Raw genomic sequence first — 25,428 nt, 5'->3', positions numbered from 1 at the left:
TTCCTCAAGCAAAAGTGTGCAAAACCCCATGGTTTTTCACGCTTGGGTGAACAGATCGGTTAACCTTATGCCTGCGAATACAAATTTTCACAATGCTGCAAGGCCGCACTGTGATGATGCAGCCGCAGAAATGTGCGCGGGGCGTCAGATTTGTAACGGATATGTGACAGCGTCGCAGCTCGGTGTGACCGAATACATGCAGCACCGGATCGGCGCGAATCTGCGCGGCGAAATGTCGAATGGGCAGGATTCAGCCGGAAAATTAGCGGGCCGTGAATCCCAGTTTGCAGCCGCAACCGCCCCGTGCATGGTGAATAGGCTGTGCGGCTCTACTTTGCCTGCGCCGCACATGCACCTACTATTCCGTACCCCTTCCTTCCGCGGGCAGGCTTGTGTTTCCCACAAAATCCTGCCCGCGCTTTTCTTTGCGCATTATGCAGCGCAAAAGAGGCAAAAACCTGCGCATAATTCCGATACACACCAACTTTCGTTGTGTAATCCCTCTGCCTTCCGGCAACTGGCCGTCAATCAGTCAAGAATCAAAAAAGGGCAGAGAACATGCGAATTCAACGAGCTTTCCTTGCAATTGCGGTCTGCGCGGGCCTTGCCGCCTGCGGCAACTCGACCGGTGAACAGGCCCTGCTGGGCGGCGGCGCGGGGGCCGTGGGTGCGGCGGTTGTCAACGCCGACCCGCTGTTCGGCGCAGTGGTCGGCGCTGCGGGCAACGTCCTGTATTGCAAGACGCAGCACAACTGCAGGTAACGTAAATTTTGGGGCGCCTGTCGCCCCGACCGTCATCGCGCATCACGCCGTCGTGGGGATCATGCCCTGCGGCGGCGTTTTGCGTTTTCAAAACACCAAGACAAAGGACGTTCCATGTTCAACAAAATCCTGATCGCCAACCGGGGCGAGATCGCCTGCCGGGTCATCAAGACTGCGCGCAAGATGGGTATCAGCACGGTCGCCATATACTCGGACGCGGATAAGAATGCGTTGCATGTGTCGATGGCGGACGAAGCCGTCCATATCGGCCCGCCGCCCGCGAACCAGTCTTATATCGTGATCGAAAAGGTCATGGATGCGGTCCGTCAAAGCGGTGCAAAGGCGGTGCACCCCGGCTATGGTTTCCTGTCCGAGAACTCGAAATTCGCCGGGGCGCTGGACGTCGAGGGCGTGGCTTTTGTCGGCCCCCCGGTTGGTGCGATCGAAAGCATGGGTGACAAGATTACCTCGAAGAAGATCGCCCAAGAAGCAGGCGTTTCGACGGTACCCGGCTATATGGGCCTGATCGAAGACGCCGATGAGGCGGTGAAGATTTCGAACGAAGTCGGCTATCCGGTGATGATCAAGGCCAGCGCCGGGGGCGGCGGCAAGGGGATGCGGATCGCCTGGAACGACGAAGAAGCGCGCGAGGGTTTTCAATCGTCCAAGAACGAGGCTGCGAACTCGTTTGGCGATGACCGGATTTTCATCGAGAAATTCGTGACCCAGCCGCGCCATATCGAGATTCAGGTGCTGTGCGACAGCCACGGCAACGGCATCTATCTGGGCGAACGGGAATGTTCGATCCAGCGCCGGAACCAAAAAGTGGTGGAAGAGGCCCCGTCGCCGTTTCTGGACGAAGCGACGCGTAAGGCAATGGGTGAGCAGGCGGTGGCCCTGGCCAAGGCCGTGGATTACGCCAGCGCGGGTACGGTGGAATTCATCGTTGACGGCCAAAAGAACTTTTACTTCCTGGAAATGAACACCCGTTTGCAGGTGGAACATCCGGTGACCGAACTGATCACCGGCGTCGATTTGGTGGAACAGATGATCCGCATCGCGGCGGGTGAGCCGCTGTCGATCACCCAAGATGACGTGACCCTGACCGGTTGGGCCATCGAAAACCGCCTGTATGCCGAAGATCCGTATCGCAACTTCCTGCCGTCGATTGGCCGTCTGACCCGGTATCGCCCGCCGCAGGAAATCGCGGCTGGCCCGCTGCTGGTGAACGACAAATGGCAGGGTGACGCCCCCGAGGGTGAGGCCGCTGTGCGCAACGATACCGGCGTCTTTGAGGGCGGTGAGATCAGCATGTATTATGACCCGATGATCGCCAAGCTGTGTACCTGGGCCCCGACCCGTGCGCAGGCGATCGAGGCGATGCGCGTGGCGCTGGACAGTTTCGAGGTTGAAGGCATCGGTCACAATCTGCCGTTTCTGTCGGCAGTGATGGATCACCCGAAATTCATCAGTGGCGAAATGACCACCGCCTTTATCGCCGAGGAGTATCCGGACGGGTTCGACGGCGTTGAACTGCCCGAGGCTGACCTGCGCCGGATCGCGGCGTCCTGCGCGGCGATGTACCGGGTCGCCGAAATCCGCCGCACCCGCGTGTCGGGTCGGATGGACAATCACGAACGTAAGATCGGCAAAAGCTGGAATGTCGCAGTGCAGGGGCAAGAGTTCGACGTCAAAGTCGAGGCGGACAAGCAAGGCGCAACCGTGGAATTCGCAGATGGTAAAACTCTGCGTGTCGCATCGAACTGGACGCCGGGTGATCAATTGGCGGTGCTGGACGTTGATGGCAGCCCGCTGGTGATGAAGGTTGGCAAAATCTCGGGTGGGTTCCGTATCCGCAACCGGGGTGCGGACCTGAAGGTGCATGTGCGCCGCCCCCGTCAGGCAGAGCTGGCCAAGCTGATGCCAGAAAAGCTGCCGCCTGATACCTCGAAAATGCTGCTGTGCCCGATGCCCGGCCTGATCGTGAAGGTCGACGTCGAAGTGGGGCAAGAGGTTCAGGAAGGTCAGGCGCTGTGTACTGTCGAGGCGATGAAGATGGAAAACATCCTGCGCGCCGAGAAAAAGGGCGTGGTTGCCAAGATCAACGCAGGGCCTGGCGACAGCCTGGCCGTGGACGATGTGATCATCGAGTTCGAATGATCATGATTGCGTATTTGCCATATGCCCAACCAGTCCCGACGCACTGCGCCGGGGGTGGGGGGCGTGGCGAATGCGTTCAGCCGCCCCCGCGTCGTTCGCGGATCTCGCGTTCGCGCAGGGGCGTCTTGTCGATGGATCTGCCGATCTCACGCACACTCCACGGCGATGGTTTGCGCAGTTTGACGACGCCGTCCTTGTCGACGAATACCATCTGGAACCCGCGCGGGCGCAATTTCGACCGGATCGGTGACGGCGCCGTCGGATCAGTGTCGGTCAGCACGACCACATCGCGGTCGCGCATCGCCTCTTCGCCCTCAAGCAGCATGTCGATTTGTTGCTGGAATCGCGGGTCGGCGGGAGTGTCGGCAAAGACGACGATGGGTCGGCTGACCCATAGAAATTCGCTGAGCTCGCTGTCACCTGCGGGCCGGACAAATTCGTCTTCTGTCGGTGCGGACCCGTCAGCGGCCAATGCGGCCAGCGGGAATAGTGCCGAGAAAACAAAGGCAAGCGTTCGTGTCATAGGGCCTCCTGTTGAAACGAATATAGCCTCTGTTTGGATGAAAGCGACTGTCCGAATGCAGGTGGCCATCAAAAAAGTGTTCAAATCGTCATTGCGTTCCCCGACGCAGGGTCGTGTGGGGGGATAAGCACATGGAAATCATCTTGCATTTTGGTGCCCATCGCTGTGCCACAACCAGTTTTCAGGAATATATGCGCCGAAACGCGCCAGCGCTTGCCAAACAGGGTGTTGCCTTTTGGGGGCCAGAGACAACGCGGGAAACAGACCTTCGCTCGTTAAAGTCGCTGACGGATGACTCCCATGCCACGCTTCATCGTGAACTGGACCGGTTGCAGCAGCAGGGTTTCCAACGCCTGCTGGTGAGCGAAGAGAACTTTCTAGGCACGATGCGGCAAAACCTGAACAAGGGAGAGCTTTACCCCGAGGCCGACCTGCGCGCGCGCCTGGTGGCAGATGTGTTTGATGGGCGTATTTCCAAGGTTGCCCTGAACGTTCGGGCGCTGAACACCTATTGGTCTTCGGTTGTCAGCTATGCTGTGCGGAACAAGAAAGATTTTGCTGAGAATGTGCGCTGGGCCAAAATCGCCAAGCACCATCGTAGCTGGCGGGATGTCATCACGGATCTGGCGGCGGCGTTTCCCAATACACAGTTGTCTGTCCTGCCCTTCGAAGAGTTTGCGGGGCACCCGGACGCCCAGCTGGCCAAGCTGCTGGGCAGCGACGTGCCGCATCAGGCGGCCGATTTATGGCTTGGCAAGGATATCGACGAGGAACCGCAGGTCTCGAACAGCGCGCAAGAAGTGAGGCTGATGACGAAGTTTGCGGATGATTTGACGTGGCTGGCATCGGGGGCTGACGGGTTGGCCCAGCTCTGCCTGCTGCAGGAAACAATGCGCGGCGAAACCAAGCACGCGTAAGAACGAATGAACAAGAGGAAATCGAAATGACCGATACGAAGGACTGGAAAGCGCTGGCCGAGAAAGAGCTGCGCGGACGTCCCTTGGACGACCTGACCAAAGAGACGCTGGAAGGCATCGACGTCAAACCGCTCTATACGCAGGAAGACACCGCCGATCTGCCGCATATGGGAACGCTGCCGGGCTTCGGGCCATTCACCCGTGGCGTGAAGGCGACGATGTATGCGGGCCGCCCGTGGACGATCCGCCAATATGCAGGGTTTTCCACGGCTGAGGAATCCAACGCCTTCTACCGCCGCAATCTGGCCGCCGGTCAGCAGGGGGTTTCGGTCGCCTTCGATCTGGCGACGCACCGGGGGTATGACAGCGATCACCCGCGCGTCGTGGGTGATGTCGGCAAGGCGGGCGTGGCCATCGACAGCGTTGAAGACATGAAAATCCTGTTCGACGGCATTCCGCTGGACAAGGTCTCGGTCTCGATGACCATGAACGGGGCGGTCGTGCCGATCCTGGCCAGCTTCATCGTGGCGGGCGAGGAGCAGGGGCACGACAAATCCGTGCTGTCCGGCACCATTCAGAACGACATTCTGAAAGAGTTCATGGTGCGTAACACCTATATTTACCCACCGGAACCGTCGATGCGGATCATCTCGGACATCATCGATTATACCTCGAACGAGATGCCCAAGTTCAACTCGATCTCGATCTCGGGCTATCACATGCAAGAGGCCGGGGCGAACCTGGTGCAGGAACTGGCCTATACGCTGGCGGACGGGCGCGAGTATGTTCGTGCCGCGACGCAAGCGGGGATGGATGTCGACAAGTTCGCAGGGCGTCTGTCGTTCTTCTTTGCCATCGGCATGAACTTCTTCATGGAAATCGCCAAACTGCGCGCCGCGCGCACGCTGTGGCACCGGGTTATGACCGATTTCGGGGCCAAGTCTGACCGGTCAAAGATGCTGCGGACCCACTGCCAGACCTCGGGCGTGTCGTTGCAGGAACAAGACCCCTATAACAACGTGATCCGCACCGCGTATGAGGCGATGAGCGCGGTTCTGGGCGGCACACAATCGCTGCACACCAACGCGCTGGATGAGGCGATTGCGCTGCCCACCGATTTCTCGGCCCGTATCGCGCGTAACACTCAGCTGGTTTTGCAGGAAGAGACCGGCGTGACCGATGTGGTCGATCCACTTGCTGGTTCCTACTACATCGAAAGCCTGACCAATGAGCTGGTCGAAAAAGCCTGGGCCCTGATGGAAGAGGTCGAGGAGATGGGCGGTATGACCAAAGCCGTCGCCAGTGGCATGCCCAAGCTGCGCATCGAAGAAAGCGCTGCGCGTCGTCAAGCCATGATTGATCGCGGCGATGAGGTGATCGTCGGCGTCAACAAGTACCGCAAGGAACAGGAAGACCCGATCGACATTCTGGATGTCGACAATGTCGCCGTGCGCGATGCGCAAGTCGCGCGTCTGGATCGCATCCGCGCCACCCGCGACGAGGCCGCGTGTCAGGCGGCGCTGGAAACCCTGACCACCTCCGCCAAGGAAGGCGGCAACCTGCTGGCCGCTGCTGTCGAAGCCGCCCGTGCCCGCGCATCCGTAGGAGAGATCAGCATGGCAATGGAAAAAGAGTTCGGCCGCCACCGCGCCGAAGTAAAGACCTTGGCCGGTGTCTATGGCGCGGCCTATGAAGGGGACGAAGGCTTTGCCGCCATCCAGAAATCCATCGAAGAATTCGCCGAGGCCGAAGGCCGTCGGCCGCGTCTGCTGGTGGTCAAGATGGGGCAGGACGGGCACGACCGGGGGGCCAAGGTGATCGCCACGGCCTTTGCCGATATCGGCTTTGACGTGGACGTGGGCCCACTGTTCCAGACTCCGGCTGAGGCCGCTCAGGATGCGGTCGACAATGACGTGCATGTCGTGGGCATCTCCTCACAGGCGGCGGGCCACAAAACGCTGGCACCGCAGCTGGTCGAGGAGCTGAAAAAAGCCGGGGCCGAAGATATCATCGTCATCTGCGGCGGCGTCATCCCGCAGCAGGATTACCAGTTCCTGTATGATCACGGGGTCAAGGCGATCTTTGGTCCGGGCACAAACATCCCCGAGGCCGCACAAGACATCCTGCGCCTGATCGGTAACGCCGAAGGCTGACGCCCACGTTAGATTTTTCGACGAAAAATCTTGTGATCCTGCGCTATTGCGGAAAACATGCGGCCAGATCCAATTGGGTCTGGCCGCATTTCACAGGAGGGCGCGCGTGTTACTGGATCATCTGGCCGTCGCGGGCGAAACGCTCGAGGCAGCGTCCGCACATATCGAACAGGCCCTGGGTGTGCCGCTGCAGGACGGTGGCAAACACGAAAAGTTCGGAACCCATAACCGTCTGCTGGGGTTGCGGGACGGTCTGTACCTTGAGGCCATCGCAATTGACCCGCAGGCCCAGAAACCCCAAAGAACCCGTTGGTTTGATCTGGACCGTTTCGAAGGCCCGCCACGGTTGACCAACTGGATTTGCCAGGTACCTGATATAGCCGCTGCGCTAAGCGTTTTTCCCGACGGGGTTGGGCAGCCCATTGATCTGGCCCGGGGCGCGCTGCGGTGGCAAATGGCCGTTCCACCCGGTGGACGCTTGCCATTCGATAACCTGTTCCCCGCGCTTATGCAGTGGCACGGCGATCTTCACCCGGCGCGGATGCTGCAAGACAGTGGGTGTCGTCTGCGGCGTCTGGTGGTTTTCCATCCTGATGCGCTGGAACTGGCGCGATTGCTGGGTGACCTGGAGACGGTGGAATTCGACACCGGCCCTGCCGCGCTGCGGGCTGAGTTCGCGACACCTCATGGCCCGCGCGTGCTGGAATGAACATCCGGCAGGCGCAGATCGGGGACGCCGCTGCAATCGCCCGGATTACCAATGCGATCATTCGCGATACCCTTGTGACCTTTACCACCACTGAGCGCAGCGTCGAAAGCATCGCCACAGATATTGAAACCCGTGGTTCCGGCTTTCTTGTGGCGGTAAATGGCAGGCAAATTCTGGGTTTTGCCACCTATGGGCCGTTCCGCGCCGGCCCAGGCTATGCGCAATGCCGTGAACATTCGATCCAACTGCCCCCCGAGGCCCGCGGGCAGGGTACGGGGCGGGCCCTGATGTCCGCGCTTGAATCCGCTGCGCAAGCCGAAGGGGTGCATGTTCTGGTCGCCGGGATATCCTCGGCCAATCCGGACGCTGTTACCTTTCATGCCGCCCTGGGTTTTATCGAGGTTGGCCGTCTGCCCGAGGTTGGTTTCAAATGGGGCAAACGGCTGGATCTGATCCTGATGCAGAAAATTCTTGCCATGGACTGATTGGTCGCACCTGACAGTCGCGATTTGGGGCGCTAGTGTGCGCCTATGTCGATCTGGACCCGTATATCCGACGCGCTAAGCGCGCTTGCCCAAGGCGAAAGCCTGACGGCAGTATTTGAAAAATTAAGAACGCCACCGGAACGTTCGGTTGCGTTTGCAATCGCTGTGGTCGCGCTGGGCGCGAAGATGGCCAAAGCCGATGGGCAGGTAACCCGCGACGAGGTGACCGCGTTTCGCGACGTGTTTCAGATCGCCCGCGAGGACGAGGCAGGCGCCGCCCGCGTCTTTGATATGGCCCGGACGGATGTCGCCGGGTATCAGGAATATGCCGGTAAAATTGCCCGCATGTTTGCCGAGGACAGCACGACCCTTTGCGATTTGATGGAAGGTCTGTTTCACATCGCCATGGCGGACGGGTTTTATCACCCGAATGAGAATGAGTTTCTGGAAGATGTCAGCCGGATTTTCGGCCAGACGGATGCACAGTTCATGGCCCTGCGCGCGCGGTTTGTGCCCGATGCCCCCAACGATCCCTATACGGTCCTCGGCGTTTCGCGTGATATGCCGATGCCTGAGATTCGCAAGGTCTGGCGGCAGTTGGTACGTGAGACGCACCCGGATGCGATGATGGCGCGGGGCGTGCCAGAAGAAGCCATTCGCCTGGCCGAGAAAAAGATGATCGACATCAACCGCGCCTGGGACGAAATCAACGGAGCGCGGGCTTAGACCGGTGCGGTTGGCAACCTACAATATCGAATGGTTCGCCAATCTGTTTGATCGTCAGGACAAGTTGATTGTCGATGACAGCTGGTCCGGCCGTCACAATGTCACCAAAGCACGGCAGGCCGAGGCTATTGCCAAGGTGTTGACGGCTGTCGACGCCGATGCGGTGTTGATCGTCGAGGCACCGAACAGCGGGAAACAGCAGAACACCGTTCGGGCTTTGCAGACTTTTGCAGAGGCGTTTGATCTGCGCACATCGGATGCCGTGATGGGGTTTGCCAACGATACCCATCAAGAACTGGCCCTGTTGTATGACCCAAGTGTTTTGACGGCACGCCACGAACCGAGCGCCGGTGATCAGACGGCCCCGCGGTTTGATGGTGTCTTTCATATCGACCTTGATATCGACGCAACCGAAGACCACGTGCGGTTTTCCAAACCGCCTATGGAACTGGCCGTGCAGACCCGGGCTGGGGCGCAAGTCCGGCTGATCGGTGCGCACTTGAAATCCAAGGCCCCACACGGGGCCGGATCACGGGACGAGGCGATCCGCATCTCGATTGCCAACCGCCGCAAGCAGTTGGCTCAGGCCCTGTGGCTGGCCCGTCGGGTCAAGGCCTGCATAACTGCAGGGGAAAAGGTCATCCTGATGGGAGATCTGAATGACGGCCCCGGGCTTGACGAATTCGAACACTTGTTCGGGCGCTCCTCGGTCGAGATTTTGTTGCAGGCGGGTCTGTTCGACCCTCATGCAAGCGCCACGCAGGGGTCAGGGCCAGCGCCATCAACGGCCCGATTTGCCCGCCCGGACGAGGGCCGATATCTTGAGGCTCTGTTGGATTACATCATGGTCAGTGACAGTCTGCGCACCTGCCATCCGCAATGGCGTATCTGGCACCCGCTTCGGGACGCGGCCTGTCTGGCATCTGACGAGTTGCATCATGCCTTGCTGACCGCGTCCGACCATTTTCCCGTGACTTTGGATATTGACCTGTGACCTTTCAACATGCGGCTCAACGGCCTATATTTCACGTTATGAAACAGTTTATTCCGATCTGTGCGATATCCTTGGCCCTGTCTGCGCCCGCAAATGCCGAGGAAGACACTGGACAATCCTTGATGGAGCAGGGAGCCGAGCTGTTTTTCAAAGGCCTGCGTCAGGAAATGGAACCCGCGCTTGGGGATCTGCAGGGGCTGGTCAGTCAATTTGGCCCGGCGATGCAGTCATTTATCGAAGAAATGGGACCTGCATTGGCGGAGCTGGCGGGGGAAATTCAGGATTGGAGCGCGTATGAAGCGCCTGAAATTCTGCCGAATGGTGACATCATCATCCGCAAAAAACCACCCCAAGGCCCGCAGAATGTACCCGAAGAAACCGAAGACGTTCCCGAAGGCTCGACAGATATCTGATACTTAACCTTTGATAACCACGCGGGTTTCAGATTTCACTGCACTGGCCAGTGAATTCAGGCGCGCCTCAGCAACTTCGTTGAACAGCGGGCCAGCAGCTTTGGGTAGAAACAGTTCGAGTTTGCGTTTCTTGGGATAGAATCGCAGGGCCCCCATGGTGGCGTTGCTGTGCATCCACAGCATTGCGCCAAACCGCATGGCCTTGCCCAGAATTTCCGCCTGTTTCTGATCCTTCTCGTCCAGCAACTCATAAAGCGGGGCAAACCGGTTGCCTTCGCGCTTGTTGCGATAGCGGTGCTGAAGGGCGAGGCCGATGAAAATCCGTTCCGAATGTTTCAATCCGCCCAGATTGGCGCGGGTGACGTTGTCGAAACAAACCTCGGCCCGGTAATCGGGGTGCGCGCGCCAGCTGACATCATGCAGCAGGCAGGCCGCCTTGACCAGACGCACTCGGGCGGGCGGGGCCGAGCGGAACAGTGGCATGACAAATTCGTACAGATGTTTACCGAAACCGGGCAGGCGGGCATCCTTGGCCTCGGAAAACTGGCTGGCTTCGATCAACGGATCACGATCACGCAGGATTTGCGGCATCTGTTCGTACAGCAACCCTTCGCGGATACCATAGCTTGAAATCGCGATATCCTTAGGTTTGAACGTGCGGATCAGCCGCGCCAGAACATCCATCGCATAGGGGATCAGCGCCATACGCGAGCTTGAGACACCGGCCTGACTGCGCAGCTTGTCAGGGTCGCCGTTTTCGATGAACTTGATGGTTTCACGCACCTGCGTCGTGGTCATGCGGTATTCATGCAGTACGTTCAATGGGTATCCACGGCGCAGCATGTCCAGCCGTGCGAAAGCCCGCCAGCTGCCACCAACAAGGAACAGACGGTCGCGCTGTGGCCCCATCTGATCGCGCAGTTCCTCCATGGTGGTCTTGATATGGGCCTTGCGGGCACGTCGCCCGCCCTTGATATCGCGCAGTTTCAGCGGACCCAGCGCCGAGGTGACGCGCCGCCCGACATCGCCGTCGCCGATTTCGGCCAGCTCCATGGACGAGCCGCCAATATCGCAGATCAGACCATAAGCCCCCGGCCAGCCCAGCAGCACACCCTGAGCGGACAGGCGCGCCTCTTCTCCGCCGTCGATGACCGAGACCGTCAGACCAATTTCCGCCTTCACTTCTTCGCAGAACTCCGGGCCGTCCTCGGCTTCGCGCACGGCGGCAGTGGCGACCACATGCAACCCGGGCAGACCCAGATCGTCAGCCAATCGTTGAAACCGGCGCAATGCGGCAAGGGCACGGGTGCGGCCACGAGGGTTCAGGCGACCGGTTTCCGACAAACCGGCCCCCAGCTCACACATCACCTTTTCATTATAGAAATACGCCGGAGACCGGGCCGCCCCGTCAAAAATCACCATCCGGACCGAGTTTGATCCGACATCGACGACACCCACGCGCGAAAGCGCCCGGGCCTCGGGGTTGTCGAACAGCGGCTTTCCGAAGGGGTCCCAATCGGGGATTTCGGTTTCGACGGTGTGATCCATGTTCTTTCCAGATATTCCGGCAGCAGAATGCGAAATCGCCGGGGGCGGGTCAATTGTCAGATTCGATATCTTCGGGGTCCGAGTTCAAAACCCGCACTGCCAAAGCCCGGGTAATTTCCCGCTTTTCCGACAGCGCCAGCCGATCCAGCTGTGCCACGACATTTGCCGCCGTTTCAAATCGCCGGTCCATGTGTTTGACCAGATAGGCGATGACTTCGGGGGCGGGGTTGAGTTGCCGGTCCACGAACAGCTTGGCCAGAACGGCACCCAGCAACGGATCGTCGGGCGGATCAAGCGCTACGTGGTGGGCACCCTCGATGCGGCTTTGCAAATCCGGCAGCGGCAATTGCCAAAAATTCGGGGCCAACCGCCCGGTCATCAACAGGGCGTGGCCTTCGGCCAATACCAGATTATGCAGGTGAAACAGGGTCTTTTGCTGTTCCGGATCACCGGCGATCATCGGCACATCTTCGACCGCAACCGGGGTACGTGCCAGTTCGGGCACATCTTCGTGCCGCACATCCGAGGCCAGGATGATGTGGCCACCCGTTTCTGCTGCCCAGACATGGGCCAGATGCGTTTTGCCGGCACCAGCAGGGCCGCTCAACACCAGTTTGTTGCCCGGCCATGACGTGGCCGAGATCATCGCAACGGCCAGCGCATTGGCCGAAGAGACATAGAAATCCTCGCGCCCCAGCGCAGTTTTGGCCGGAAGGTCAAAGCTCAGCTGTTGGGCCATTTATTCGTCTTCCTGATCCAGCCCCTCAAGACCGGTATACAGGCGGCTGTCCAGATACATCGACGTGGCGAAACGTGCCACCACACCCAGCGCCGCCGCAACTGGCACCGCGATCAGCATACCGACAAACCCGAACAGCGCGCCGAACACCGACAGCGCCAGCAGCAGCCAGACAGGGTGCAAACCGACCGAGCTGCCGACCAGCTTGGGGGTCAGGAAATTCCCCTCGGTCACCTGACCCAAGGCAAAGATGCCTGCGACCAGCCCGATATGCGCCCAGTCGCCCCAGAACTGGAACATCGCCAGACCAATGGCCAGCGAACCGCCGATCAGCGCGCCCAAATAGGGGATGAATGTGACCAGACCGGCAATAAAGCCAACGATCAGGCCGAATTGCAGGCCAACGGCCATCAGGGCCACCGCGTAATAGGTGCCAAGGATCAGGCATACGGTTCCCATGCCGCGCACGAAAGAGGCCAGAACTTCGTTAATTTCAGACGCCAGACGTTTGATCGTGGGGGCGTGATCCCGGGGCAAAAGCTCTCCGATTCGGGCGATCATGCGGTCCCAGTCCAACAGCATGTAAACGGTCACCACCGGCACGATGACCAGCAGGACCACAACGTTAAGCGCTGATCCAAGCGATGTGAGGACCGATTGCAGCACATCCCCGGTTTTCGATTTCAGCGTCTCACCCAGCGACACAAGGAACTGGTGTGAACTGGATTGGTTATCCAAAAGCGATGGGAATTGCTGTTCGATGAAGCCGCGCAGTTGCTTGAACAGGCTGGGCATCACTTCGATCAGGTCAATCAGCTGGGTGATCAGGGCAGGCCCAACCATCAGCACCATCAGGGCAAAACCGAAAATTCCCATGACCGTGATGATCCCGGTTGCCGCCATACGCGACAAACCCAGATTCTCCAACCGATCCGCAAGGGGGTCGAGGAAATATGCGATGGCGCTGCCGATTACAAATGGCAGCAATACATCGCCAAGGGTCCAAAGCAGCAGCACGAAAACCACAGCGGCAATGCCCCAGTATCTAAGCTGATCCTTCACTGGCAAAGCCATGACTGTCCCCTTTGGTGCTGCTTTTGCACGTGTTCTTGGCTTATGCAGGCCCGCGATGCAAGCGCTTCATGCCTTTGGGGATTTAACGATCCCCATCGTGCAGCGTGCCCAGTTCGGGGGTCTTGTCGTGCGCCGTTTCATCCGCCCAGTTGGTGCGCCAAATCTCGGCTGACCAATGGCCGCAATGGACCGCCGGGCGGTCAAACCCGGGCAGGGGCGGCAACAGGGGCGCGACGACCACGTCATGGCGCGGCACCGCAAAGTAGGGAAAGGAATAGCGTTCCTTGCCGGATCGGTTGATCACCCGGTGTGGCGTCGATTTCAGCCGGCCACCGGACCAAAGCTCCAGCATGTCGCCGATGTTGACGATGAAACCGCCCGGTGGGCAATCGGGAGTGATCCAGCCGCCATCGCGGGTCTGTACTTCTAACCCGCCTACGGGGTCAGGGGCGATGATGGTCAGCGCATCGGTGTCCTTGTGGGGATGGATGCCATAGCCGCCGTCGTCGGGATTCTGAGGCGGATAATGCAGCAGGGTCATATTGGTCATCGGGTCACGGAAAGCCTGGCGCAACACATTCGCAGGCAGACCAAGACCCACCTCTAGCGCCCCAAGCAGCATATCCGCCACGCGGTCCAGTTGGGACCAGTAGTCAAGGACAACAGCGCGGGCATGGGGCACCTGATGCGGCCAGATATTGGGACCGTAAAGCGCACAGGCCCCGCGAATGGGCGCATTGCTGGCCACCTCATGATGCAGTTTGTAACCCTCGTATCTGTCCGCGTGGCCGGACCCGTCATTTGGTGTGAAAAACCCCATCGGGATAAACCCGCGATAGTTTTCGCGGGTGATCGCCTGATCCCATTTCGAACTTTCTTCGATGTCAAAGATCGCCCGCACGCAGTTGCGCATGTTCTTGACGGTTTCCTCGGGAACGCCACTTTCAGTGATCGACAGAAACCCGATCTGCGTACCGGCATCCATCACTTGCTGAACCGCCCGGCCGAATTCGGGATGAGAGGCGTCACGCAGCGGCGAAATGTCGATTGTTGGAATGCGGTCCATCAGTGAATCCTTACGCCTTGCCGATCCAGTTCGGCATGAACTGAGGCAAGGTTCAGCTCCTGCAGGTTTTGGTTGCTTTTCAGCGACAGGGCCGCCGCAATCCCGGCACCCTGACCCATGACTGCGCAGCAGGCCATATTGCGTGTTGCGGCATGGGCCACCTTATCCGCCCCGTGCGATCGTCCGGCAACCAAAAGGCCCTGAACACCCTTGGGCAGCATCGAACGATAGGGGATCTGCATATATCGGCCTGTGGTCGGCAGGATCAGAATGCCATAGCCATCGATGAATTCGGGGTAGATGCCAATCGAATCCTCGAATCGGCCCTGATGGCGCGCATCGTTTTCGGTCATGTTGTAAATCGCGTCGATCTTGCGGGTGTCGCGGATGCCGATGGTCATCCCGAAATTTCGCAGCCGCGCATTCTCGCATCCCGGCATGAACCGGCGCAGTGCCTCGATGGCCAGCATGGATTGGCGGCGGCCTTCGATCTCACCCCTTGTCAGGCTCTCGGGGTCGGTGCCGTCGACCTCGGCCAGATGGATCAGGTTCATATAGGTCAATTCACCCGTGTCATGCATCGCGCCCCAGGTGCCCGCGATGGTGTTCAGATGCGGTGGGATCAGCCCTTGATCAATCGCCTGCTGAAACGGCTTGTGCATGAAGGGCGAGAACATGTCGTCCTCTTTGCCCGAGGTCTCGATGTTCCACTCGCCACCGCCGCCCCAGTCCTTATAGGTCTGCGGGTCGGCCTTGACGCCCTCCATAAAGGCACGTTTGTCGACGCCTGCTAGATGGAACATGACCGAAGCCGCCATCATATCCTCGCGCGCCGTCTTGTGGGTTGGTGCCCCGGCGCGATGTGCCACATCGGCGTCACCCGTGGCGTCGATCACTACGTTGGCCCGGATCGCCTCGCGCCCAGCCTTGGATTCAGTGATGATGCCGGTGATCCGGTCGCCGTCCATGATCGGAGCGACAAACTGCCGGTGCAGCATCGGATGCACGCCGGCCTCTTCAACCAGCTTGTCGGCCACCAGCTTGAACCCTTCGCTGTCCAGCTCGTAACTCAGCGATTGGCTTTCGGGCACCGCCGCGCCCATGTCCTTGGCGCGGGTTTCGAACTCTGTCCCTATGCCGCCTGCCTCGACCGTCTGTTCATGGCGGTACCAGGCGAACCCTTCGACACCCACGGCGGTGATATTGCCGCCCATGCAGCCGAAACGATCGACCAGGGACACCTCGGCCCCGGCACGCGCGGCGGCCAGCGCCGCAGCCAGACCAGCCGGACCGGACCCGACAACCAATACGTCTGTCTGGTGAACAACTGGAATCTGGCGGGCAGGCTCGGTGATCGTTTGCATCGCGACCTCTTGGAATTGCAGTTCGGCCACATTTACGGTCTCTGACTGGCGGGTCAAACACAAAACCGACCGGCCCGGGGTCGCAAAAACGCCAATGCATGATTGCCCCCGGCGGGGCTTTGGCATAATCACCTTTGAAGTCGAATTCTCACCTTTGAAGGTCACACAATGCGCCTCAGCCGTTACTTTCTGCCCGTTCTCAAGGAAAACCCGTCCGAGGCTCAGATCGTCAGCCACCGGCTGATGCTGCGCGCGGGCATGATCAAGCAGGCCTCGGCCGGGATCTATTCCTGGCTGCCGCTGGGATTCAAAGTGCTGCGCAAGCTGGAAAACATCGTGCATGAGGAACAGGCGCGCGCTGGTCACATCGCCATCCAGATGCCCATCATTCAATCGGCCGACCTGTGGCGCGAATCCGGTCGTTATGACGACTACGGTCAGGAAATGCTGCGGATGAAGGACCGGCACGAACGTGACATGCTGTTCACGCCCACGGCGGAGGAACTGGTCACCGACATTTTCCGCGGCCATGTCAGCAGCTACAAAGACCTGCCGCTAACGCTCTACCAAATCCAGTGGAAATTCCGCGACGAAATCCGCCCGCGTTTCGGCGTGATGCGGGGGCGCGAATTCTACATGAAGGACGGCTACAATTTCGACCTGACCAAAGAGGACGCCCTGCACGCCTATAACCGCCACTTGGTCAGCTACCTGCGCACGTATGAACGTATGGGCCTGCAAGCCATCCCGATGCGCGCTGATTCCGGCCCGATTGGTGGTGATGACACCCATGAATTCCTTGTGCTGGCCGATACCGGTGAGTCCGAGGTTTTCTATGACAGTGCCGTCACGGACCTGACATTTGGCGATCGTCAGATTGATTATGACGACCGGGCGCAATGTCAGGCGATCCTGGAAGAGTTCACCTCGAAATACGCCCGCACGGACGAAACCCATGACGAGGCGCTGTTCAATCAGGTGCCCGAGGACCGTCGCCGTGTCGCTCGGGGCATCGAGGTTGGGCAGATTTTCTATTTCGGCACCAAATACTCGGAAGCCATGGGCGCAACCGTCCAGGGCCCCGACGGCAAGCCGACGCCAGTTCACATGGGCAGCCACGGCATCGGTGTCAGCCGTTTGATCGGCGCGATCATCGAGGCCAGCCATGACGATAAGGGCATCATCTGGCCCGAAGGTGTGACGCCGTTCCATTGCGGAATCGTCAACCTGAAACAAGGCGATGACGAGGCGGATGCGGCCTGCGAACAACTTTACAAGGCGCTGACGGCGCTGGGGCTGGACCCGCTGTATGATGACCGCAAGGAACGGGCCGGGGGCAAGTTCGCCACCATGGACCTGATCGGTCTGCCCTGGCGCATCACCGTTGGCCCGCGCGGTCTGAAAAACGGTGTCGTCGAACTGACCAGCCGTCGCACCGGCGAAAGCGAGGAACTGAGCCCTGAGGCCGCCGTTACCAAAATCGCCGAGATTTATGAGCGCATTGCCTGATCAACCAGACGCGCCGCTGATCTCGGTCATCACCGCGACGCATAACCTGCTGTCCCAGGGGCGGCAGGACAGCTTTCGCGGTGTAATCGAGTGCATGGCGCGTCAAGGTTGCGACCGAGCAGAACATATTATTCAGGACGGCGCGTCGACCGATGGTACGGTCGAATTTTTAAAGAGCCTGACTGCGGATGCGCAGCGTACCCGCGTGATCAGCGAGCCGGACACAGGTCTTTATGACGCAATGAACAAAGCGGCGCAGGTCGCACAGGGTCAGTATCTGCTGTTCCTGAACTCTGATGACTCGCTGGCGTCCGACGATATTTTGAACATCGCCGCAGATCGGCTTGAGGCGGCACAGCCCGATTTCCTGTTCGGATCGACCCTGCGCCGATATGAGGATGGAACCGAAACCCGGGAAAAGCGGATGTCCCTGCAGGCGATCCTGCAACGTATGCCGTTCTGCCACAACTCGGTCTTTCTGAAGCGGGATGTTTTTCTGGCTCTGGGCGGACACGACACGCAGTTTCGCGTTGCAGCCGACTATGACCTGATGTTGCGGCTGCTTGCTGAGGGGTATCAGGGCGCGCGCATGGATGATCCCATTTCGTTGTTCTGGGGCAGGGGGGTGACAGATGACGACACCAGCACGGGTCAGGATTATGCTCGTGTCTGGGGCAAGTACTACGCCGATTTCAAGTCTGCCCGGGATTTGACGCAAGAGGATTTCATGCGGTTCTATCGGCGCGGCCATATGCCGGCCCGCCTGATACTCGAGCAATTGTTACGCCCGGGAACTTCGGATGCCCTGAAGGCAGCCGCGCGCCACAGCCTGTGGAAGACCGTTCGTCGGTCAGCTCAGGTCTGGCGGCAGTATTAAGCGCCGCCCACCGTGGGCCGGACGGTCAATAGATCACCATCCGCCTGACTGCCACGTGCCACAACCATTGGGCGCCCCAGTCGGCGCACAAGGTCTTTGAGCTCGAACCCAAGGAACTGCAGACCGCAAACACGGTCGCCGGTCGTGCGATCGGTGATACAAAGCCGACCCTGCCGGAACGCCAGACGATATCCTTTGTCTTTCAGGATGTCGGTCAGGTTGCCCCAGCTTGCCGCGCTGGAAAACACCGGTCGGATCGCGGCGCGCAGCAAAGCTGCGGTTTCACAATCCAGTTCTGTAGAAGCGTTTCGGGCTGAAATCGTGCCCGCCTTAGCTGTTTCAAATTGAATACTCATGAGCGACCCCCGCTCTTAAAATGTATTCCCCCACTGACAGGGTGACAAAGTTTTCCAAAATAAGCAAAATACGAAATAATATTGCGTTCAAAATGTTGCATTTTGAGTTCAGTACGCCTCGCAACGCTCACATTGACTTCATAGCTGAAACAATAACGTTCTGTCTGTGAAGGCGGTCACAACTAAGGGTGTAATGGCGATCTGGGGCGATCTCCTTAAAACCGAACGGCGCAGTTTCGCCGGGTTGTACTGATTCGCTTTGCGCTAAAGTCCAGCTTGAATTGGACTGCACAAAAATTGCTGCTACACGGGCCTAAACTTCGAAAGGACCCACGGTTTGCTAAGTTTCGCAACGGTCGTTTACTCCAAAGACTATCCCTTGCTTGAACTTCAGGCGTTGTCTTTCGCCCGTTTCGTTGATCCGGCAAGCGTCGGATCGATTCACATAATCTTAAACGACGTTGAGGAAGCCCGGCTGCGCGCGAACATTGAACCTGTTCTGTCGGCTTACGGCCCATTGCGCTCCAAGGTTTCAATCCTCAGCGGGGACGACGTTCTTCTGGCTCCGGGCCATTGCGCGCGGCAACCGATGCTGGACAAAATTCTGATCGAAAACCGCTTTCGTATTCCCGCCGCCCGAAAGGGAGGGTGGCGTGGCAACAATGGCTACCGGTCGCAGCAGGTTCTGAAACTGGGCGCGGCGCGGGTTGCCGCGTCAGAGAATTTGATCATCCTGGATACCAAGAACGTCTTCCTGCGCGCCTTTGATGAATCGGAGTATTTTTCGACGTCCGGCGTGGCCCGCATTCCATTCATCGGAATAGAAAGCGATTTTCACCGAAAGTGGTTGTGCGAAAGCCTGGATGCCCTTGACGTACCACACCCGGACCTGAGCCAGTTGTTGACCACGAATTTTTCGACACCATTCCCGGTTCGCCGGTCTTTGGTTCTGGCTTTGCTGAATGAAATCAATGCGCGATACGGGTCGGTTCAGGCATTGTTTGCGTCGCGCAGGCGGCCGTCCGAATTCATGCTGATGAATGCCTTCTGTCTGAAATCCCCGGACGGCTACGCCCCGTGGTTTGAAAACACTGCGAGTGGGAACATAGGGCTATGGCCGTCGTATTCGCGCGAAATGCTGGCAACGCAGATGGCGCGCCTTGATGATCCGGCCACATTGACGATGGGCTTGCACAATCGGGCTGTGTCAAAGCTGCCCGACGATTTGCGTGACCGGGTGTTCTCCGACTTGGAAAGCCGCGGCATTTGCGACCGGTCCCGCACGGAAGATGTGTTGAAGCGAACCGCAGCCCTGACGGGCTGACAACCGGCTTGACCATCCGGCGAAATGCCGAAAGGGTCGCGCCAAACACAAAAACCGGAGCAGGCATGGCCAAAACACCCCCGCCCTTTGCGCCTTTTGAATGGAAAATCGCGTGGCGCTACCTGCGTGCGCGCCGCGCCGAAGGCGGCGTCAGTGTGATGACGTGGATTTCCCTGATCGGGATCACGCTGGCGGTTTTCGCATTGATCGCGACGTTGGCCGTTCGGTCGGGGTTCCGGTCCGAGTTCGTGGGCACCATTCTGGGGGCCAATGCGCATGTCACGGTCTATTCTGCGGGTCAGTTCGATGCGCAGGGTCGTGTGGACCGGACCATTGTGAACTATGACGATACCGCTGACCGCATCGCGCAGGTGCCTGGCGTTGAACGCGCGGCACCTTTGGTCAAAGGGCAGGTGTTGATCACCAACCGCGACCGCAGCAGCGGGGTCGAGGTTTTTGGCATCCAGCCCGATGATCTGAACGATCTGCCCGGCGTCGCCCAAAGTGAGCAGGCCGTGGGGGATCTTTCGCAGTTTCAAAATGGTGACGAGGTCATCGCCATCGGCTCGGGCGTGGCGCGCAGCATTGGGGCAACCGTGGGGGATACGGTCCGGCTGACTTCGCCCAATGGGGTGAAGACCGCCTTTGGAACCTCGCCCCGCGTAAGCGCATATCGTGTGGTCTATGTGTTCTCGGCCGGGCGGTACGATATCGACCGCACGCGCGTTTATATGCCCTTCGATCAGGCGCAGAGCTTTTTCAACCGTGAAGGCGTGGCCGATGAGATCGAGGTGATGGTCGACCGCCCCGAAGACCTGACCCCGATCCTGATTCCGATCCTTGAGGCAGCGGGCGAACGCAGCCAGATCTGGACGTGGCAGGACGCCTCGGGTGGGTTCCTGCGCGCGTTGGAGGTCGAGGACAACGTGATGTTCATCATCCTGTCGATCCTTGTGCTGATTGCGGCGATGAACATCGTTTCCGGCCTGATCATGCTGGTCAAGAACAAGGGGCGCGATATCGGTATCCTTCGCACCATCGGCCTGAGTGAAGGCTCGGTCCTGCGGGTGTTTTTCATCTGTGGCGCATTCACCGGCATTATCGGCACCGTGCTGGGCGTCGTGCTGGGCTGTTTGTTTGCGATCTATATCGACCCGATATTCTCGTTCGTGAATTATGTCATGGGCGGTGGTGTCTGGGACCCGTCCATTCGCGGTATCTATGCGCTGCCGGCCGAGCTGCATTTGTCAGATGTGCTCAAGGCGATTGGGCTGTCGCTGGGTCTTTCGTTCCTTGTCACCTATTTTCCGGCCCGCCGCGCGGCGCGGCTGAACCCGGTTGAGGCGCTGCGCTATGAATGATGTGACGATGCGGTTGAGCGGTCTGACCAAGACCTATCTGAAAGGCACGCCGGGTGAGGTTCAGGTGCTGCGTGGTGTTGATCTGGACCTGCGCGCGGGCGAGGCTGTGGCGTTGGTTGCGCCTTCTGGGGCAGGCAAGTCGACCCTGCTGCACATTGCCGGGTTGCTGGATACACCTGATGAAGGGGCGGTTGAAATTGCGGGCCAGAATGTGACCGGCAAGGGCGACCGTACCCGCACCGCGCTGCGGCGGCAGGATGTGGGGTTTGTCTATCAGTTCCACCACCTGTTGCCGGAATTCACGGCGCTGGAAAACATCACCCTGCCGCAACTGGCCAACGGTGTGCCCGAGAAGGCCGCACAAAAAAGGGCGATGTCCTTGCTGGACCGCGTTGGCGTAGCGCCGCGCGCCGATCACCGCCCGGCGGCCCTGTCCGGTGGCGAGCAGCAGCGGGTGGCCTTTTGCCGGGCGCTGGCCAACAAGCCGCGCATCCTGCTGGCGGATGAACCGACGGGTAATCTGGACCCTGAAACCTCGGACCAGGTGTTTGATGCGTTGATGGCGCTGGTCCGGGACGAGGGGCTTTCGGCGCTGATCGCCACGCATAATATGGAGCTTGCTGCGCGGATGGATCGCAAGCTGCGGCTGGACGCGGGTATGCTCAGGCCAGTTGAGTGATCGCGACTCCGGCCGCCATCACCGCGATACCACCCGCCCGTACCCATGTCAGTGGCGTGATCTGGGCGCCGAACAGGCCGAAATGGTCGATGGCTGCGGTACTGACCAACTGACCCAACAGCACAAAGAACACCGCGTTGCCGACACCGAAATGTGGGGCGACATGGGTGATCGACAGCACGTAAAAGGCGATCAGTACACCTGCCAGCAGCAGGTGTTTGGGCGCCTGCGCAACTTTGGACAGCGCCCCAATGCCCGGAAACAGCAGCATCACCAATGCTGATGCGCCAAATGCGATGGCAAACAGGACGACGGCGGCCGTGGTCGGCGATCCGATCATCCTGCCGAGGGCCGCGTTCAGCGCCGCAAGGATCGGCACGCCGATTCCAGCTGCCAGCATGATGGCTGCGTATTGTGTCATTGCCTGTATCCTCTGCGCCGGGTTCGTTGATCTGGATCATTGCGCCAAGCCACCAGTGGGGCAAGCCTGCAAATGTCAATCGTGACAGGAGGATGTGATGATCAGGCCGATGCTTGGGGCAGTTTCAGCGGCTGTGATGGGAATGGCGACACAGGGTCTTGCTCAGAACGTCGAGACGGGCGGCGAACTCTTTCAGCACTACTGCGCGACATGTCATGGGATCGACGCAACCGGGTATGGCCCGATGGCCGGTGTGCTGGTCGTTCAGCCGACGGATTTGACGAAACTGACCGGGGCGGACGGCGAATTCCCGGTCGCCCGTGTGGTCGCCCGCATCGACGGGCAAGACCCGCTGGTCAGCCACGGCAGCCCGATGCCGGTGTATGGGCCGTTTTTCAAGGGGCAGGATGCTACGTTGAAAACGCCCGCGGGCCAACCGATCCTGACCAGCCAGCCGATTGTGGATCTGGTCGCGTTTCTGAAGACGTTGCAGGGCGGCTAGCTTTACCGGCAAATGCCGTCGATCTCAGCGCCGCTCCACGGAATGATCACCGCGCGTTCGCGTTTCTGTTTCGTCAACGGGGACAGGTCGAAATGGACGCCCAGCATATCGTGCAGCCTTTGCGTACGCGGGGCGGCGGGGTCCAAAGCCCGGCAGCAGACGTATTCTTCGACGATGGCGCCCTGCTGTTCAAATCCGTAGGACAGAAAATCGGATGAGGTTTCCAGATCGAACAGGTAAGGGTCTTTGTTGCCGCCGTGTTCCGCCGCCGCGCGCAGCGGGTGGTATCCTGTCGTGCGGCGGTTCTGCCATTGCCAGACATGGGTCAGCTCATGCGACAGCAGCATCGCGGCGATCAGGTTCATCTGCTCGGGGAAATCGGACATATAGTCCTCAAGATACCACTCCTGCGTAAAGTAAACCCTGTTGAACAGGGCAACGGCCGCGGGTTTTGCTGTAACAACGCCCTCGGTCGGTGGGGGCAGAATGCGTTCGCGGCAGGCAAGGCGGGGCCGGGATTGGCGGTAGAAGGTGATCGGTGCCACCGGAGCCCCCTGAACCAACCGCACTTTGTTCGGGTCAAGCGTTTCACCCTGTATCGTTCCGGCAAACACACGTTCCTGCTCTGTCAGCGGGCGCCCGCATGAGGCGAGCAATAATAGAAAGATCATCAAAATGCGGCAGACCATGGTTCGAAGCCTACTGCGAAGCATCCACTCTGCAAGCCGTTTTCACAGGCTCATCGCCAAAACCCGGCTGATTTCCGTTAACGACCGCCCGGATTGATCCATCCATGTGTTAAAGGCCCCTTGCACGGCCGCCATGGCCTTTTTCGAAGTCACAGGTTTGTCGACCACGCCTTCGGCGATCAGCCGCGCGGTTACATCCTGTGACAGCATGAAACTGTCACGACCGACAAACCGCATGGCAAACTGGGCCGAGGCACCGCCCAGACGCGATCCGCGTTTGCCCAACATCGCCAGCAGCCCGGCGAAATCCTCTGAAGGCCAGCCACCTAAAACTTGGCCCGTACCGCCTTCTTCGCGCAGCTCCAGCAGAAATGCGGCGTTGTCGCGGACGGCGGCAATCTTGGTGCCATTGCGGACGATACGGGTGTCTTGCAGCAACGCGTCGAATTTCTCATCATCCATGAAGGCGCAGCGCCCGACGTCGAAGCCGTCGAACGCCGTTTCAAACCCGTCCCATTTATTTTCGATGACCTTCCAGTTGAAACCGGCCTGAAAGACAGTTTTGGAGATGATCGACAGCCAGCGATCATCGGGAATGGCGGCCAGTTCGGCCACAGATTTGGGTTTGACCAGCTTTGCCTCTAGGGCGTCGGGGCCGCCATGGCGGTTGGCGGCCATCTGAAAAATATCGTTGAAATGGTGCATATGCGGCGTCCTCCGTTGACACGGTCGCGCGTTGACCGGCCAGTTGCAAGGCTTTGGCGCGGGGACATGTTTCACGAGTCCGTTCCCACGGATTTCATTGTGACGCGGAAAAAAACCGGCCCAAACGCAAAAGAAATACTCGACAAAACGGCGGATTCGGGTTTGTGATTGACTCGTCAATCAATGTACCGCGCTGACATGTTGTGAAAACCCAGGGCGCGAGCGTTCCGTACGATGCAGCAGGCGGGGTCATACAGCGTGGTTCAGGGGCGAAGTTTTCCGCCTTGTGTCAAACTGTTCACTTCCCTTTTCCGGCTAATTTTGTGCATGTTGCGACATGGTATGTCGTTAGACAAACTTTCCGGCGCGCAACAACTCGCCGGGGTGGGCAAAAGCAAAACAAGACAGGGAGAATGTCGATGAAAAAACTGAGTGTAAGCCTTTTGGCTATGATGGTCGCGGGGTCCGCTTACGCCGCCGATATGGGCGCGGTGGATGAACCGATCAAACTGGCGATCAACGAATGGACCGGCCAACACATCACCACGCATGTGGCAGGTGAGATGCTGAAAGCAGCCGGGTACAACGTTGAATATGTAACCGCGGGTATGATGAACCAATTCCAGGCGGTGGCCGATGGCGACATCGACGCCACGCTTGAAATCTGGTCGTCGAACGTATCGGATGAATACGCCAAGAAGGTCGCCGAAGGCACCGTGGTTGAAATCGGTGATCTCGGCTTGAACGCCAAAGAGGGCATCGCGTATCCCGCACATGTGGCCGATCTGTGCCCAGGCTTGCCCGCATGGGAGGCGTTGAAGGAATGCGCGCAGGTCTTTGCCACTGCCGAAACACTGCCCGGCGGTCGTCTGGTCGATTATCCCGCAGATTGGGGCACACCCGGCGCGGACCGCATGACCGGGCTTGAGCTGCCGTTCAAGGCCGTTCCTGCAGGCTCCGAAGGGGCTTTGATCGCTGAACTGCGCGCCTCGACAGAGCGTAAATCGCCCCTGCTGATCACCTTTTGGCAGCCGCATTGGGCAATGTCGGCCTATGACGTGCAGTTTGTCGAACTGCCCGCAGGCGAAGACGCCTGTTTCAACGATCCGGCGTGGGGCCCGAACCCGAACGCGGTGAACGATTGTGACTTTTCGCCCTCGCGTATTTTCAAGGCCAGCTGGAGCGGCATGGAAGACAAATGGCCGGCGGCCCATGAGATCCTGACCAATTATCAACTGGCAGTTGAGGATCAGCAGCCGATGATGGGCGCGATCGACGTGGATGGCGGTTCCGTCGAAGAGGTCGTCGCGGCATGGATGTCCGAAAACGAAGGCAAGTGGCGTCCGGTTGTTGACGCGGCAACTCAGTGAGC

At 59.3% G+C, this 25,428-nt stretch carries 26 protein-coding genes; 16 read left to right on the top strand and 10 right to left on the bottom strand.

Features of this window, described 5'->3' with window-relative positions; genetic code table 11:
* The first annotated feature begins 558 nt into the window (after positions 1 to 558).
* The gene (locus JT51_RS04190) at positions 559 to 762 is read left to right on the top strand and encodes a hypothetical protein (protein ID WP_037308165.1); all 204 of its coding nucleotides are present in this window, start codon (positions 559 to 561) and stop codon (positions 760 to 762) included.
* Positions 763 to 876: 114 nt separating this feature from the next.
* Positions 877 to 2,922, top strand: coding sequence for an acetyl-CoA carboxylase biotin carboxylase subunit (locus JT51_RS04185; RefSeq protein ID WP_037308162.1), 2,046 nt, complete (start codon positions 877 to 879; stop codon positions 2,920 to 2,922).
* Positions 2,923 to 2,998: 76 nt separating this feature from the next.
* Here JT51_RS04185 and JT51_RS04180 read toward each other — a convergent pair whose 3' ends face one another.
* The gene (locus JT51_RS04180) at positions 2,999 to 3,445 is read right to left on the bottom strand and encodes a DUF4174 domain-containing protein (RefSeq protein WP_037308161.1); all 447 of its coding nucleotides are present in this window, start codon (positions 3,443 to 3,445) and stop codon (positions 2,999 to 3,001) included.
* A gap of 131 nt (positions 3,446 to 3,576) precedes the next feature.
* Between JT51_RS04180 and JT51_RS04175 the strand changes: the two genes are divergently transcribed.
* The 7 genes from JT51_RS04175 (at position 3,577) to JT51_RS04145 (ending at position 9,842) form a co-directional block, all read left to right on the top strand.
* Positions 3,577 to 4,362, top strand: coding sequence for a hypothetical protein (locus JT51_RS04175; RefSeq protein WP_037308159.1), 786 nt, complete (start codon positions 3,577 to 3,579; stop codon positions 4,360 to 4,362).
* A 20-nt stretch (positions 4,363 to 4,382) separates the two neighbouring features.
* Positions 4,383 to 6,515, top strand: a complete 2,133-nt coding sequence (gene scpA / locus JT51_RS04170) for a methylmalonyl-CoA mutase (protein WP_268745980.1) — start codon at positions 4,383 to 4,385, stop codon at positions 6,513 to 6,515.
* 106 nt (positions 6,516 to 6,621) lie between these two features.
* Positions 6,622 to 7,224, top strand: a complete 603-nt coding sequence (locus JT51_RS04165) for a VOC family protein (RefSeq protein ID WP_037309464.1) — start codon at positions 6,622 to 6,624, stop codon at positions 7,222 to 7,224.
* On the top strand, positions 7,221 to 7,709 hold the full coding sequence (locus JT51_RS04160) for a GNAT family N-acetyltransferase (RefSeq protein WP_037308156.1): 489 nt from the start codon (positions 7,221 to 7,223) through the stop codon (positions 7,707 to 7,709). Before JT51_RS04165 ends, JT51_RS04160 begins: the two co-directional genes overlap by 4 nt.
* 45 nt (positions 7,710 to 7,754) lie before the next feature.
* A complete protein-coding gene (locus tag JT51_RS04155) occupies positions 7,755 to 8,435 on the top strand; it encodes a molecular chaperone DjiA (protein WP_037308155.1) in 681 nt (226 codons plus the stop codon).
* Between the two features lie 4 nt (positions 8,436 to 8,439).
* Complete coding sequence (locus JT51_RS04150) at positions 8,440 to 9,429, top strand: endonuclease/exonuclease/phosphatase family protein (protein WP_037308154.1); 990 nt, start codon at positions 8,440 to 8,442, stop codon at positions 9,427 to 9,429.
* A 38-nt stretch (positions 9,430 to 9,467) separates the two neighbouring features.
* Positions 9,468 to 9,842, top strand: a complete 375-nt coding sequence (locus JT51_RS04145) for a hypothetical protein (protein WP_037308153.1) — start codon at positions 9,468 to 9,470, stop codon at positions 9,840 to 9,842.
* Between the two features lie 3 nt (positions 9,843 to 9,845).
* On the opposite strand, the gene JT51_RS04140 is transcribed toward JT51_RS04145, so the two are convergent.
* From JT51_RS04140 to JT51_RS04120, 5 genes are all read right to left on the bottom strand, one after another.
* The gene (locus JT51_RS04140) at positions 9,846 to 11,390 is read right to left on the bottom strand and encodes a Ppx/GppA family phosphatase (protein ID WP_037308152.1); all 1,545 of its coding nucleotides are present in this window, start codon (positions 11,388 to 11,390) and stop codon (positions 9,846 to 9,848) included.
* Between the two features lie 49 nt (positions 11,391 to 11,439).
* Entirely contained in the window at positions 11,440 to 12,129 is a 690-nt protein-coding gene (locus JT51_RS04135; RefSeq protein ID WP_037308151.1) for an HdaA/DnaA family protein, read from the bottom strand.
* Complete coding sequence (locus JT51_RS04130; RefSeq protein WP_037308150.1) at positions 12,130 to 13,203, bottom strand: AI-2E family transporter; 1,074 nt, start codon at positions 13,201 to 13,203, stop codon at positions 12,130 to 12,132.
* 82 nt (positions 13,204 to 13,285) lie between these two features.
* Positions 13,286 to 14,269, bottom strand: a complete 984-nt coding sequence (locus tag JT51_RS04125) for an isopenicillin N synthase family dioxygenase (protein ID WP_037308149.1) — start codon at positions 14,267 to 14,269, stop codon at positions 13,286 to 13,288.
* A complete protein-coding gene (locus JT51_RS04120; RefSeq protein ID WP_037309461.1) occupies positions 14,269 to 15,633 on the bottom strand; it encodes an FAD-dependent oxidoreductase in 1,365 nt (454 codons plus the stop codon). The genes JT51_RS04125 and JT51_RS04120 overlap by 1 nt, the downstream gene beginning before the upstream one ends.
* 168 nt (positions 15,634 to 15,801) lie before the next feature.
* Here JT51_RS04120 and proS point away from each other — a divergent pair, with 168 nt between their 5' ends.
* Both proS and JT51_RS04110 read left to right on the top strand, forming a co-directional pair.
* Positions 15,802 to 17,142, top strand: a complete 1,341-nt coding sequence (gene proS / locus JT51_RS04115) for a proline--tRNA ligase (RefSeq protein WP_037308148.1) — start codon at positions 15,802 to 15,804, stop codon at positions 17,140 to 17,142.
* Positions 17,126 to 18,019: a glycosyltransferase family 2 protein gene (locus JT51_RS04110; RefSeq protein ID WP_037308146.1), complete on the top strand. Its 894-nt coding sequence runs from the start codon at positions 17,126 to 17,128 to the stop codon at positions 18,017 to 18,019. Before proS ends, JT51_RS04110 begins: the two co-directional genes overlap by 17 nt.
* On the opposite strand, the gene JT51_RS04105 is transcribed toward JT51_RS04110, so the two are convergent.
* Positions 18,016 to 18,375: a hypothetical protein gene (locus JT51_RS04105; RefSeq protein ID WP_037308145.1), complete on the bottom strand. Its 360-nt coding sequence runs from the start codon at positions 18,373 to 18,375 to the stop codon at positions 18,016 to 18,018. The genes JT51_RS04110 and JT51_RS04105 overlap by 4 nt on opposite strands.
* Before the next feature lie 337 nt (positions 18,376 to 18,712).
* Here JT51_RS04105 and JT51_RS04100 point away from each other — a divergent pair, with 337 nt between their 5' ends.
* The 3 genes from JT51_RS04100 to JT51_RS04090 all read left to right on the top strand — a co-directional run bounded on the left by JT51_RS04100 (position 18,713) and on the right by JT51_RS04090 (position 21,739).
* Positions 18,713 to 19,699, top strand: coding sequence for a hypothetical protein (locus tag JT51_RS04100; protein ID WP_152563291.1), 987 nt, complete (start codon positions 18,713 to 18,715; stop codon positions 19,697 to 19,699).
* Between the two features lie 65 nt (positions 19,700 to 19,764).
* Positions 19,765 to 21,060: a lipoprotein-releasing ABC transporter permease subunit gene (locus JT51_RS04095; protein ID WP_037308140.1), complete on the top strand. Its 1,296-nt coding sequence runs from the start codon at positions 19,765 to 19,767 to the stop codon at positions 21,058 to 21,060.
* Complete coding sequence (locus JT51_RS04090) at positions 21,053 to 21,739, top strand: ABC transporter ATP-binding protein (RefSeq protein ID WP_037308138.1); 687 nt, start codon at positions 21,053 to 21,055, stop codon at positions 21,737 to 21,739. The genes JT51_RS04095 and JT51_RS04090 overlap by 8 nt, the downstream gene beginning before the upstream one ends.
* On the opposite strand, the gene JT51_RS04085 is transcribed toward JT51_RS04090, so the two are convergent.
* Positions 21,723 to 22,160 carry a DMT family transporter gene (locus JT51_RS04085; protein ID WP_037308137.1) on the bottom strand — a complete coding sequence of 146 codons (438 nt, stop codon included), beginning with the start codon at positions 22,158 to 22,160 and terminating at the stop codon, positions 21,723 to 21,725. The genes JT51_RS04090 and JT51_RS04085 overlap by 17 nt on opposite strands.
* 97 nt (positions 22,161 to 22,257) lie before the next feature.
* On the opposite strand from JT51_RS04085, the gene JT51_RS04080 reads away from it, so the two are divergent.
* Entirely contained in the window at positions 22,258 to 22,662 is a 405-nt protein-coding gene (locus tag JT51_RS04080; protein ID WP_037308135.1) for a c-type cytochrome, read from the top strand.
* Positions 22,663 to 22,664: 2 nt separating this feature from the next.
* Here JT51_RS04080 and JT51_RS04075 read toward each other — a convergent pair whose 3' ends face one another.
* Positions 22,665 to 23,351, bottom strand: coding sequence for a hypothetical protein (locus JT51_RS04075; protein WP_037308133.1), 687 nt, complete (start codon positions 23,349 to 23,351; stop codon positions 22,665 to 22,667).
* A gap of 42 nt (positions 23,352 to 23,393) precedes the next feature.
* Positions 23,394 to 24,056: a DNA-3-methyladenine glycosylase I gene (locus JT51_RS04070; protein WP_037308130.1), complete on the bottom strand. Its 663-nt coding sequence runs from the start codon at positions 24,054 to 24,056 to the stop codon at positions 23,394 to 23,396.
* 419 nt (positions 24,057 to 24,475) lie between these two features.
* On the opposite strand from JT51_RS04070, the gene JT51_RS04065 reads away from it, so the two are divergent.
* A complete protein-coding gene (locus JT51_RS04065) occupies positions 24,476 to 25,426 on the top strand; it encodes an ABC transporter substrate-binding protein (RefSeq protein ID WP_037308127.1) in 951 nt (316 codons plus the stop codon).
* Positions 25,427 to 25,428 lie beyond the last annotated feature (2 nt).

Source organism: Ruegeria halocynthiae, assembly GCF_000743705.1.
GTDB classification, from domain to species: domain Bacteria; phylum Pseudomonadota; class Alphaproteobacteria; order Rhodobacterales; family Rhodobacteraceae; genus Ruegeria; species Ruegeria halocynthiae_B.
Note: the sequence above shows the minus strand (reverse complement) of the source record. Positions and strands in the feature narration are given on the sequence as shown.